The sequence below is a fragment of the Paenibacillus sp. PastM-3 genome (assembly GCF_029893965.1).
Classification (GTDB): domain Bacteria; phylum Bacillota; class Bacilli; order Paenibacillales; family Paenibacillaceae; genus Paenibacillus_AQ.
The window spans coordinates 153,182-166,224 of sequence record NZ_JARXXP010000004.1 but is presented as its reverse complement, the minus strand read 5'-3'; the positions used below and the strand labels follow the sequence as shown (position 1 = coordinate 166,224).

8 protein-coding genes are annotated in these 13,043 nt (G+C 54.9%); 4 read left to right on the top strand and 4 right to left on the bottom strand.

From position 1 onward, the window contains the following. The first annotated feature begins 170 nt into the window (after positions 1–170). From M2108_RS09570 to hflX, 4 genes are all read left to right on the top strand, one after another. Positions 171–1,799 carry an SWIM zinc finger family protein gene (locus M2108_RS09570; RefSeq protein WP_277468875.1) on the top strand — a complete coding sequence of 543 codons (1,629 nt, stop codon included), beginning with the start codon at positions 171–173 and terminating at the stop codon, positions 1,797–1,799. Beyond that, positions 1,796–4,792 carry a DEAD/DEAH box helicase gene (locus tag M2108_RS09565; protein WP_277468874.1) on the top strand — a complete coding sequence of 999 codons (2,997 nt, stop codon included), beginning with the start codon at positions 1,796–1,798 and terminating at the stop codon, positions 4,790–4,792. The genes M2108_RS09570 and M2108_RS09565 overlap by 4 nt, the downstream gene beginning before the upstream one ends. A gap of 443 nt (positions 4,793–5,235) precedes the next feature. Beyond that, positions 5,236–5,754 carry a hypothetical protein gene (locus M2108_RS09560; RefSeq protein WP_277468873.1) on the top strand — a complete coding sequence of 173 codons (519 nt, stop codon included), beginning with the start codon at positions 5,236–5,238 and terminating at the stop codon, positions 5,752–5,754. A 532-nt stretch (positions 5,755–6,286) separates the two neighbouring features. Then, positions 6,287–7,555 carry a GTPase HflX gene (gene hflX / locus M2108_RS09555; protein ID WP_277468872.1) on the top strand — a complete coding sequence of 423 codons (1,269 nt, stop codon included), beginning with the start codon at positions 6,287–6,289 and terminating at the stop codon, positions 7,553–7,555. 88 nt (positions 7,556–7,643) lie between these two features. On the opposite strand, the gene M2108_RS09550 is transcribed toward hflX, so the two are convergent. From M2108_RS09550 to M2108_RS09535, 4 genes are all read right to left on the bottom strand, one after another. Beyond that, entirely contained in the window at positions 7,644–8,369 is a 726-nt protein-coding gene (locus M2108_RS09550; protein ID WP_277468871.1) for a protein-glutamine gamma-glutamyltransferase, read from the bottom strand. A 127-nt stretch (positions 8,370–8,496) separates the two neighbouring features. Further along, entirely contained in the window at positions 8,497–9,759 is a 1,263-nt protein-coding gene (locus tag M2108_RS09545; protein ID WP_277468870.1) for a PucR family transcriptional regulator, read from the bottom strand. 480 nt (positions 9,760–10,239) lie between these two features. Then, entirely contained in the window at positions 10,240–11,373 is a 1,134-nt protein-coding gene (ald, locus tag M2108_RS09540; RefSeq protein ID WP_277468869.1) for an alanine dehydrogenase, read from the bottom strand. 295 nt (positions 11,374–11,668) lie between these two features. Continuing rightward, complete coding sequence (locus tag M2108_RS09535; protein ID WP_277468868.1) at positions 11,669–12,895, bottom strand: Zn-dependent hydrolase; 1,227 nt, start codon at positions 12,893–12,895, stop codon at positions 11,669–11,671. Between the last annotated feature and the right edge of the window lie 148 nt (positions 12,896–13,043).

Sequence of the window (13,043 nt, the reverse complement as noted above, 5' to 3'; positions counted from 1 at the left end):
TGTCATACCGGACAGGTTTTTTAAAAATTTATTTAAAATTGTCATCAAAGTGAAAGATAACCGGCAAAACTTATAGAGATGATATAATGAGGGGAATAGATCAGAATTAGAAACATATCCATGCCTTACTCTTTAAACAAACTTTGTTTACCTACAGGAGATTTATTGCGATGCATCCAAACTATGTGCTGGACCAGGCCGAATGGGACAAGCTCATTTCTGATACGGCCTATTATTTCGATGATTTGACCCTGAAGCGGGGCTTTCAATATTTCAAACAGAACCGCGTTCAGACGTTCTCCATCAGTGAGCCCCTGAAGATGCGGGCGCTGGTTGAAGGCAGAGAGGCATACCACGTCTATATCAGTCTCGATCATTTCTCCGGCAGCTATTGCGATTGTCCGGTAGACGGACCCTGCAAGCATATGGCTGCAGTGCTCATGCATTATGCACATGCTCAAGGGCGGTCGGTGGCACTCCTTGCGAATGCCAAGGCGACGGCCAACCGTCCCAAAGCCGCCTCCGATGATCCGGCAGATCAGGGGAGTCGCCAAGCCTTGCTTAATAGGCTCAGCGGGCTGATTCCTGAAGCGACCATAGCCCAGTGGCATGAGTATATGCAGCTGCTTGCGGCACCGCTGGATCATACGGTGCGCAATCCCCAGTATGCAAGCCGGGCGCTGACTGCCATTCATGAAGCCCAGCCGCCGCTCTCACCCGCTGCCGGCAGGCTGTTCAGGCTGCATTCCCATCTATTTATTCTGGAGAAGCTGCTGCAGCCCGTCCTGCCCGGAGCGGCCAACGCCGGTCTGGGCTATTCACTCGGCTATTACACGGCCATTGCCGTTTCCGAGCTGCAGACGGACATCACCGGGCTGATGCAGCAGCCGCTGCCGCTTCAGGCAGAGCCCGGAGAATGGCCGAGGGTGCTGGAGACCTTATCTTATCTGCGCAGGCAGATGCTGGCAGAGGGGCGGGACCGTTCGCGGGAGCAGCCTTATTTCTCGGCCTGCTATGACCTCCTGTGGAGACGCTGGCTCTCCCCTAATGCGGACAGTACGGCTCTTTACCTGGATGAGCTGGAGGCACTGCGCCAGGCGGAGGGGGAGCTCGATACCCCGCAATCCCGGCAGGCACTGCTGCTGGCAGAGAGCCGGATGTATTTCCTGCTGGGCGATGACCGGGCGGCATGGGAGCTGCTCCGCAAGGCCTCCGAACGGCCCGGCATTCACCCTGACGAGCTGCTTAGCTTCCTCGCCCCGCTGAGCGGGGACGGGCAGTGGTCACGCCTTGCGGCCTGGCTCGCTGAGACCGGCCCGCTGCTGACAAGCCGGTTATATAACCTGGGCGATTACGCCCGGCACTGGAAGGATGCAGTACGGCATGTACCGGAGACGGAGCCGCTCATGTGGGATACCCTGGCCGCCATGCTTCCCCTCTCGCGGGAAATCTACGAGGAGCTGCTGCTGCAGCACGGCAGGTACAAGGAATGGATGGATTACCAGCTCGCCTCCGGCAAGACGCCGGCCGACTTCCGTGTCAGCGATCTCCAGCCGCTGGAGAAGAACGCACCGGAGCTGCTGCTGCCCTTTTATCACCAGGCTGTGGAGCGGTTCGTCCTGGAGAAGAACCGGCACAGCTATAAATCCGCCGTCAAGCTGATCAAGCGGCTGGCCAAGCTGTATAAAAAACTGAAGCGCGACGAACGCTGGGAGGCATTTCTGGATGCCTTCACCTCCCGGAACAGCAGGCTGCGCGCCCTGCAGGAAGAGCTGCGGAAAGGAAAGCTGATCCCATGAATAATCATATACAGAATATTACAGTCCAGCTTGCCTTGACCCGGTACGGCGATGCCCTGATTTACGCCGTTGACGGCAGGAATGAATATGTTCCCGGCGTCCAGCTGAAGCAGCTGCTGTTCGCCTGGCATGAAGCCTCCTTCTATGGCACAGAGCTGACCCTCCAAAATGCAGACGGCGTGGATCTGGTTGTCCTGCCTGCCGAGCAGGTGATCCCGTTCTTCGCTGAACTGCAGCTGCTCACGCATGTCGGCTGGAGCTGGCAGGGCGATGCCGCCCTGCTGACCGAGCTGGCTCCGGCCGTGTCCGGGCTGCTGGCGGAGAAGAGGTATGTACCCGACTTCACCGCACACCGTGAGGGCCAGCTGCAATGGAGCTGGGACCAGCAGGCGCTGCAGCTGCTGGCCGAAGAAAACGGCGGGCTCGCCGCAGCGCTGGAGGGGCTGGCCGGACGGCCGGGTCTAGCGGCGGGTCTTGGCGCCGCCTTCTCGGCAGCGGTCTTCCAGCGCTATTACAGCACGGAGACCGAAGCCGGCGATCTGCGCAGCGAATTCCCGCTGCTGTTCAGTGCAGGCGGCGCGGCCGCCCTTGGCCTTGACGAGGAGAGCTGGCTGATGTCGATCGGCTGGAAGGCCGACACCGCGCCGTTCCGGCCGGCGCTGCAGCTGCTCGAGCCGGATGAGGAGTCGCCTTACTGGCGGCTCCGGCTGCTGCTTCAGGACAAGCGCGATGAAACCGCGCTTGTGCCGCTGCGGCTCACCACGGACGGTGAGCCGCACGGCCAGTGGCCCGCTCCGTGGGACGCCTACGTCCGCGAGCGGGCGCCCGGATGGCTCTCGCGGCTGCGTGAGAGCCTGCCCGGCGGGCACATCGGCCACGGGGACGATGTGCTGGGGGAACCGCTCAGCGATGAGCTCGCGTGGCGGTTCCTGAACCAGGACAGCCGGCTGCTGCTGGAAGCCGGCTGGCAGGTGCTGCTGCCGGCGTGGTGGGAGGCCGCCAGCCGCCGGAAGCCGCGCCTGCGCGCCCGGGTCAGCTCCGGCGAAGATAGCCGTGGCGGCGGCAGGTCGCTGTTCGGGCTGGATGCGCTGGTCGACTTCGACTGGCGCATCTCGATCGGCGACGCCGACCTCTCGGAGGCGGAGTTCGCCGAGCTGGTCGCCCGCGGCGAACGGCTCGTGCAGTTCCGGGGCAAGTGGATCCCGCTTGACCCCGCCCTGCTGGCCCAGATTCAGCGGGCCATGGCCGGGATGGACAAGTCGCACGGCTTGTCCTTCCAGGATGTGCTGCAGCTGCACCTGCTGGGCAGCGGCGAAGAGGGTGACGCTGCGGAAGCTGCAGCGGAGCAGGCCGGACAGCAGGCGGCGCGCGTGCAGCTGGAGGTGGAGCTGAACGAGCAGCTGGTTCAGCTGATCGGACAGCTCGGCCAGCGGGCCGAGTGGCCGCGGCCCGCTGTGCCGGCCGGGCTGCAGGCGGAGCTGCGCAGCTACCAGCATGAAGGCTTCGCCTGGCTGGCCTTCCTCCGCCGCTTCGGCCTCGGCGCTGTCCTGGCCGACGACATGGGCCTCGGCAAAACCGTGCAGCTGATTTCCTATCTGCTGCACATGAAGGAGACCGGCCCTGATGCGGGCGGGCCGCAGACCGATCCGCCGGGCTGGCCGGCGCTGATCATCTGCCCGACCTCTGTGCTCGGCAACTGGCAGAAGGAGCTGCAGCGCTTTGCTCCTTCCCTGAACGTCATGCTGCATTACGGCGGCAGACGGCTGAACGCCGGGTATTTCTACGGCGCGGCATCCCAGGCTGATGTGGTCCTGACCTCGTATGCTACAGCGGCACTTGACCAGGAGCTGCTCCAGCAGTTCACCTGGGCTGCCGTCTGTCTCGATGAGGCGCAGAATATCAAGAACGCAGGGACCAAGCAGTCCGCAGCGGTGCGCAGCTTCCCGGCACTGCACCGGATTGCCCTTACCGGTACGCCGATTGAGAACCGGCTGTCCGAGCTGTGGTCGATCTACGACTTCATTACACCGGGATACCTGGGCACGGCCAAGTCCTTCCAGGACCGGTTCGCGAATGCGATCGAAAAGGAGCGTAATCCCGAGCGGACGGCTGATCTCCAGAAGCTGGTGAAGCCGTTCATGCTGCGCCGCAAAAAGAAAGACCCGAGCATCCAGCTGGATCTGCCGGACAAAAACGAAATGAAGACCTATGTCAATCTCACAGCAGAGCAGGCGGCGCTTTATGACCAGAACGTGACCGGACTGCTCGAGAAAATGAACAAGCTGGAAGGAATCGAACGCAAAGGTGCCATTCTTGCTGCACTGACCAGCCTCAAGCAGCTCTGCGATCATCCGGTGCTGCTGACGAAGGAAGGCCTTCCGGAGGCAGGAGACGGTCTTCTGGATGCTGCTTCCCTGATCGAGCGTTCTTCCAAGCTGGAGCGGCTGCTCGCAATGGTGCGGGAGCTGCGTGAAGAGAATGAGCGCTGCCTGATCTTTACCCAATATATCGGCATGGGCCAGATGCTCCAGTCCGTGCTTCAGCAGGAGCTGAAGGAGCCGGTGCTGTACTTAAACGGCAGTACCTCCAAGCAGGCCCGCGACCGTATGATTGAGCAGTTCCAGACTCCGGCTCCGCCGGACGGAGCTCCGCCTGCCGCGGATCAGCCGAATGTATTCATTCTTTCACTCAAGGCGGGCGGCGTAGGCCTCAATCTGACGGCAGCCAATCACGTGTTCCACTTCGACCGCTGGTGGAATCCTGCCGTAGAGAATCAGGCCACGGACCGCGCCTACCGGATGGGCCAGACCAAGGATGTACAGGTGCATAAGTTCATCTCCCTCGGCACGCTGGAGGAGCGCATTGACGAGATGCTGGAGAGCAAGCAGCAGCTCAGCGATGATGTCATCTCCGGCTCCGAAAACTGGATTACCGAGCTGAACAATGATGCGCTGAAGGATCTGTTCACGCTGCGGCGGGAATGGGTGAGCTGATTGTATTACAGGACTTGCGGAACTGCGGCTCTGTATAAAAGAGTCCTTTTTGATAAGCTGTCCTGCTTTTGTTTTGTCCCGCTTCGTCACACTAAACCGCAATAGTTGCATTTTGTACACTTAAAAACGGCCACGACAGCACCGGGGGACATATAAATGTATTTTGTGCAATTAAATCTGTCTGGAATGACTGAAACAGCCCTTTTCCGGTTTTTTAATTGTACGAAATACTGTTAAACGGGCATCAGAGAGGAAAATCGGTGTTTTAGTTGTATAAAGTGCAGTTAAGCCAGATGGTTGCTAATGAATCAGCCGCGCACGTAACAGCATAAGCCCGAATATTTCAAAAAAAAGACGGTCCACGACGGGCCGTCTTTTTCATTTCCATAGTGTATAATATTGGTAATCATATTAAACCTTTTCCCGGGAAATGAGGAGCTGAAATGCGCCTGATTAAATGTATACTAACCGTGTTTACGGCTGCATGTTTGATGACAATCGCTGCCTGCTCGCCTCAGGAACATACGCCCTTTAACAACAGTGTAAATGAAGCGATACATACCGCTTACACATACAAGAAATCGGAGCTTGAAGCCGTTCTCCCGTCTGGGCAGGAGGAAATCAAACTACAAAGGCAGAAAAAAACGAAAGAAATCGGCAGCCTCACCACCGCAGCTTTTTTCAGCACTCTGGCTAACAGCCAGGACTATTCCCCGGGCCCAGAAATCGCTTTTTTAAGACAGCATAGGCTCCAGATCACCTACATCAGCTTCAGTGAAGTAAATACTACGGAAACATCGATTGAGCTCTCCTATACCGGTACGCTCCGCTTTGGAGAAGCTGCCGCAGATAAACTGGCTTTGGAGGGTACGATGATTCTCATAAACGATCAGGGAATCTGGAAAGTAGACAGCGATAGCTATAATTCTGAAGATATATCTGGCTTATTGGATTTGGATTAGCCTCCAAGTCTGTTTGCCAAAAAATGACGGATATGCTAAGCTTAATTCAACTTTTAGGAACGGAGGGTTGCACATGAATGTGATAGATTTTATCCGGATTCGTACTTTGCGCGGCTAATCAGATATGAATAGCGCTAAAGTTCTGCCCATGTGCAGAGGTCTCAGGATAGGTCTATCCATTTTTAAAGGCAACCCATAATGTATGCAGGCTGACCGTTGTTATTGCCGGAAGCAGCCTGCGCCTTTAGAAATCGCATCTCTATAGTTTTTGATCCACCCGGTCCGTCATAATGGAAATCCTATTTTATTTTCTGTTTACAGACGCCGGATGATCCTGATCATTCCAAGCTGTAGAGGTACCTGCTGGCAGGTAACGTGCGTACGCGGCATGTTACCTCTGGTCTATTCTGTTACTTCAATTGCAAGCACAGGCAGATAACGCCTGTGCTTTTTCATGTCGGTTAGACCGCAGCCTACCTGTCCTTCGCTTATCTTCACTCTATTCTTAAAATTTCAGGAGGTTGTTCATCATATGGAAACCACTCAACAACAAGCGATTCTTGTCGGGATACAGCTGCAGAATGATACAAATTTTGCTTATTCCATGGAGGAGCTGCGCAATCTGGCCGCTGCCTGCAATATTACCGTAATTGGCGAGCTGAGCCAAAAGGCCAGCCGGATTAACCCTTCCCACTACCTGGGCACCGGTAAAATCCAGGAGCTGGCCGCGATGGTGCAGGATGAGGACACCGTTATTATTTTTAACGATGAGCTGACGCCTTCCCAAATCCGCAATCTGGAGTCATCGCTTGACCGCCAGGTGATTGACCGGACCATTCTGATCCTCAATATCTTTGCCGACCGGGCCAAAACGAAGGAGGCGCAGCTGCAGGTAGAAGTTGCCCAGCTGCAGTATATGCTCCCCCGGCTGACGGGCATGCGCGAATCTCTAGGCCGCCAGGGCGGCGGATCGGGCCTGAAGAACAGAGGTGCCGGTGAAACGAAGCTGGAGCTCGACCGCAGAAGAATTGAGGAACGGATTACCGCACTGCAGACGGAGCTGCAGGCTCAGGTTGAACGGCGTCAGATCCAGCGGAAACAGCGCCATAAAAATGAGGTGCCGGTGGTCTGTCTCGTCGGTTATACCAATGCGGGCAAGTCCAGCCTGCTGAATGCCATAGTTGAGACTTATCATCCCGGCTCCAATAAACAGGTATTTGCCAAAAATATGCTGTTCGCCACTCTGGAAACTTCAGTGCGCAGCATCAGGCTGCCTGACCACAAAACCTTCCTGCTAACCGATACGGTAGGCTTTGTCAGCCAGCTGCCCCATCATCTGGTCAAAGCGTTCCGCTCTACCCTGGAGGAGGTAACCGAAGCTGATCTGCTGATTCATGTCGTAGACGCCTCAGATCCGCAGCATGAGCAGCATATGGCTGTCACCACCGAAACGCTGAAAGCGCTGGGGGCTGACGGTATCCCTACCGTGTACGCCTACAACAAAGCAGATCTGACCGGGCGTGCATATCCGGCAGTTGAGGGCGACTCGGTTACTTTGTCCGCTAAACAGAGCAGCGGGATTGTCGAGCTTACCGGACTGATCCGCTCACATGTGTTCAATGATTACATTCAGTGCGAAATTCTGATTCCGTATGACCGCGGCAGTATCGTCTCTTATTTTAATGAACATGCCCATGTCCAGGAGGTCAGCTACGAGGAGCAGGGAACAAGGCTGGTGCTGGAATGCCGGGCTGCCGACTATGAGCGGTTCCGCGGGGATTTTGTAGAGCTTTCAAACTAACCATATCGCGATAAAAGTGTAAAAGAGCCGGCTCCGGGATTGCTCCCGGGAACCAGCTCTTTTTGCTATTCAGCTATTGCCGGATAGGCTACTTATAAATATAAGTCCGGACACCAATTCTCGAATAAACTGCATTTTTCCCGCTGTTCCCCTTTACCGCCGGCACACCGCTTCTCGCCGCAAGCCCGCTGATATAGTCGAAATTCGGGTGCAGCGCCTCATCTGTCAAATAAGCAGACGTCCGACTGCCCGGCACTCTTTTCCTGTTAAGAGCAGCGATCATCTCCTCAGCACTCTTGATGCCCAGTCCATGCCCGTAGTAGCGGTCCGCGCCAAGCATAATGGCATTTTCACCCTGCCACTCCGGCAGCTCCGGGTCATGGTCAGGATTTTTGAAATACACAACATCCCCCGCCCGCATCTCAAACTTGTTGAATGTGGTGATCAGCTGCAGATTGCTGTCATAATTCCAGTCCCACAGATAAAGATCCGTAAAGTAGCGGTCAAACGCCTCTGCCCCGATTGAAGCAATGGTCGCTTTGTAAAGAATCATCACCATCGCCATTGCGCATTCAAACGCATACAGCTGACCGTTCACAAAAATATCGTTAATCGCCGCCGAAGGGCGCACTCCCGGCTTCAATTCAAATCCGCCGCCAGCCGTACGGTTCCAATACTGTGGATTGCAGCGGGAGTTTTTAAAATTGGAGAAGTCGGTTTTGCCCACATTCATTAAATTTGCCGCCTCTATTATCTCTGCCCGCATCTGCTGCTCAAAGCTCGAACCGCTGGGTGAGCCATAGCCTAACCCCATTCTGTCAGCCCCTTTCCTGATTCCTTCACAGAATATAGGTTATTGTACGTGTCGGGGCGTCCATTTGTGCTTGCTACTTTGGTTATTTAGCTTCTTTGAGCTGAGCAGATACGGAGCAGTTACACCTTCAACTCATAAACGAAAACCAGCCGTTCACCTGCGCCGTCTCCTCCGTAAGCAGATCCAGATAGACCGAAGTCCGGTAATCGGTCTCCTTCAGGCTTCTGCCGGTAATTTCGGCAATCCGGTTCAGCCGGTACATCAGGGTGTTGGTATGAATATGCAAAAAAGCGGCAGCCTCCTTCAGGTTCCCGTCCAGGGTGAGGTAGACTGCAATGGTTTTAAGAAAATCGCTTTTGTGCTCACGGTCATGCGCCTTAACCTGCTCCAGCAACGCACTGCGGCGGGGCCGGCTGCGCTTCTGTTCAATTATCGACGGAATATAGGCCCAAAAGCCGATTTCGTCGTAGAGCATCAGATTGCGGGCATGGTATGGAAGCAGCTTTTTGATCTCCAGCACCGCCAGGGCTTCACGGTAGGCCGCAGCAGCTGAGGTGTATTCCCGGTAAACGGGACTGCATCCGGCTGCAAGCCTGCAGCCTTCACTGCGGCTCATATCCGCAAGCAGCTTGTGTACGAACGAAGACAGAACCGCCGTCTCCTCCACCGGGAAAACAAACGAAAATAACAGGATCAGCCGGTTATGCTCAGCCGTTACAAACAGCAGCCGCTGCCCGGCATATGCATCCATCTTCTGCCGCAGACGGAGCAGAAATTCTTCATCAATCACTTTGTCGCTCTCGATTACCCCGATGTAATAGCTCTCCGGCAGCAGAATGGACCAGCTCTCCGCCTCCTGCCGGATGCGCGGCTCATTGTCATAATGCGAGGTCAGCAGCTTCCAGAAAAAATCCTCGAACGCCTTGTCCTGCCTGTTTTTCCAGCCGCGCTGCTTCAGCAGATAACGTCCGGCGATACCCGCCGCCTTCTCCACTACCCCCTCGGCATACCCTTCAGCGAGGTTACCGCCGTCAACGACCCAGATGTAACCCAGAATCTCCTGCTGATGCTTGATGCACATGGCCAGACGCGGACCAAGGCCGACCTCCATCACCGCAGGAATACGGATTGGGTGCGCCGTATTTTCAAGCTGATGCATAACGCCTTTTTTGCGGAGTCCGATGATAACGGTGTTCGGCACACGTTTGCCGATAATGGTGGATATGCGCGCCGGATCACTCTCAAACTGATGGGAGCTGTAGCCGATGACATGGTGGTTGCTGTCCTCTATCGTCACCTGGGACTGCAGCGATTCGCTGATGGTATCCGCGAGAGATTCCATACTGTCAAAAAAACGGTCAAACGTTAGCCCTGCCTCTGTTTCTGTCAATGTTCCCACCCCAGCCTGAAGAATACCGGATCTTGTACGTATAGGTGTTTACATTATATTACTCAGATTGGCAGCTGGCTATAGGTTTATGAAAGAAAACCTGACACATAAAGGGTTTATTTGTAAAAAGCCACCTCCCGGTATAGTATCCCTACAGCTTACAAGTTAACTTGTTAGCATAATGTCTGCTGTTACGGACTCAGATGCGCTTATTTATGGCAAAACCGCTCTTTATCCATCCTAACGGACACCAGCGACCTTATATGCCGGAATCCGGAGTATACACGGGGCTTGGGGAGAAAATAAGAGCTCTGGGGTCCGTTAGCTCAGCCGAACGGCTTTTTTCGGGAGAATAAGATCATTTCAGTCCCAAGCAAAAAAACCGGCGGATATCCGCCGGCCCCCAAAAGTATGCCCCTCTGCTCTCTATGGGTTCCTGTATGCCTTCCTTCTCTCTCTATGCTCAGGCTGAACACAAAACTAGATCAGAGTGAACTCCTGCTCTACCGCTTTCTCCACCGTGAAGTACTCTTCCCCAAGAGCTTCCGCCACGGCCTGGCAGGTGATTTTACCGTTAGCTACGTTGACGCCGCTCTTCAGGCCGGCATTGTCTTCGATCGCCTGGAATACACCTTTATTCGCTATTTGCAGTGCATACGGAACGGTTACGTTGGTTAATGCAATGGTCGAGGTTTTGGCTACAGCTCCCGGCATATTGGCTACGGAATAGTGGAGCACGCCATGCTTCTCGAATACCGGATTGTCATGGGTTGTTACGCGGTCAATCGTTTCGACGATCCCGCCCTGGTCGATGGCTACATCGACGATAACCGAGCCCGGCTTCATCGCCTTGACCATTTCTTCGGTTACCAGCTTCGGCGCTTTGGCGCCCGGAATCAGCACTGCACCTACCAGCAGGTCGGCTTCAGCTACAGCTTTGGCAATGTTGTAAGGGTTGGAGATCAGCGTGCTGATCTGCGAGCCGAAAATATCGTCCAGCTGACGCAGTCTGTCAGCACTCAGGTCAATAATTGTTACTTCGGCGCCGAGGCCGATCGCCATTTTCGCGGCATTTGTTCCGACTACACCGCCGCCGATAATGCTGACCTTGCCTCTGCTGACGCCGGGTACACCGGATAGCAGAATGCCTTGTCCGCCGTAGTTCTTTTGCAGGAACTGTGCCCCCAGCTGCACGGACATCCGGCCAGCCACTTCGCTCATTGGTGTAAGCAGCGGCAGCGTGCGGCCGTCCACTACCGTTTCATAGCCGATTGCGAATACACCCTTGTCTTTCAGTGCAGCGGCAAGTGCCGGCTCCGGAGCCAGGTGGAGATATGTGAACAGGATCAGGTTCGGACGGAAGTAGCCGTATTCGCTTTCCAGCGGTTCTTTGACCTTCATTACCATTTCAGCGGTTGCCCACACCGCGGCTGCGTCTGCAATCAGCTCGGCACCGGCTGCAGCATATTCTTCATCCAGGAATCCGCTGCCCGTTCCGGCTCCGGCTTCCACCAGTACTTTATGGCCTTCAGCTACCAGACTTACAACACCTGCAGGGGTAATGGCTACGCGGTTCTCGTTATTCTTGATCTCTTTAGGTACGCCAATAATCATCGTTAATCGCTCCCGTCTTGTGTAATTCTCTTATGTGAAGAATCATAACATACTGTTTTCTATTATATTTTGGGTAAAAAGAAAAACATTATCTGCCATGATTGTGTTTTTACACAATCAGGCGGCGGCCATTCACCGCAAGACAAAACACAAGTAGAAACGGCTATGCCGTCCTTCAGAGAAGGCGGTAACCGTTACTGCGAGAAATATAAGGATGATTGATAGCGTAGAACATATAAATTCTTATATTTTAAAAAAAGGACACCGTCCACGGTGTCCTTACGTTAGTAACACATTAGCCCCTAAGCACTGCAAGCACCGTCTCCAGCACGACATTGACGCCCTTTTCACAATCTTCGTAGGAGGTAAGCTCTTCCTCGCAATGGCTTTTGCCGTTCACGCTGGGGACAAAGATCATCGCCGACGGCAGGAATCCGGCTACGAATTGGGCATCATGGCCCGCCCCGCTGGCTATTGTCCGGCGGGAATAGCCCAGAGTGACAGCCGCCTGCTCCACAAGTCCGCAAAGGTGAGGGTCAAACCAGACCGTGTCGCGGCCCCACAGCTTGCTTTTTTGAACAGTGCACCCCAGCAGCTCTTCCGGCAGGCTATTGATAATCGCTTCCACCTCGCGGACAATGTCCATATCCTTATGTCTGGCTTCCACCGTAAAAATCACCTTGTTCGGAATGACCGTGTGAATATTCGGCAGCACGTTCATCCGGCCCATCGTGTATACAAGCCCGGAATCAAGCCCGCCCAGCCTGGCCCGCAGCTCAGTGATAAGGTCTGCGGCTGCAAACAGCGCGTCCTTGCGCATATCCATCGGCGTTGTTCCGGCATGATCCGATTCGCCGGTCACTTCAATCTCATAACAGGCCATGCCGACTACGCAGTCCACCAGGCCGATCGTAAGCTGCTCGCGCTCCAGCACCGGTCCCTGTTCTATATGCAGCTCCAGATAAGCCGTTGCTTCCTTAATCCGGTTCTCCGCCTCTCCGGCGTAGCCGCTGGCCAGCAGCGCCTCTTCAAAGGTTGTTCCTTCCGGGTCCTTCTTCTGCAGCATGGCTGTCTTGTCGAACTTGCCCGACAATACGCCTGAAGCCATCATCGAAGGCTCGAAGCGTGCCCCTTCCTCATTGGTGAAGTTCATCACGGTCACCGGAAGACGGGGCGCTATACCATGGTCAACCAGTGTTCTAACCACTTCAAGCCCGGCAATTACGCCGAGCACTCCGTCGAATCTGCCGCCCTTCTTCACCGTATCCAGGTGAGAGCCGATGACTACGGGCGGACCCTCCTCCCTGCCCGCAAGCGTGGCATACATATTGCCCATATCATCCACTTTAACCGTCATCCCAAGCTCTTCACAGCAGGAACGGAAGTACCCCCGCACCAGCACATCCTGCTCCGACAGCGACAGTCTGGTCACACCATTGTGATCCGTACGTCCAAAATCGGCAAAAGCCTCAATTGTATTCTTCAGCCTACCGCCGTTCACCAATAACTGCTGCATTTGCATGTTATATTTCCCTCCGCTTCGGACGATCATGTAATTAATGCTTTCTCTATATGTTATACCAATGCCAATTATAGTCATTGTACAGTCTGTAATAATGTTTTTTGGTAAATATTCACGTTCTGTTAGAACATGACGGAAGAGTTTGGTA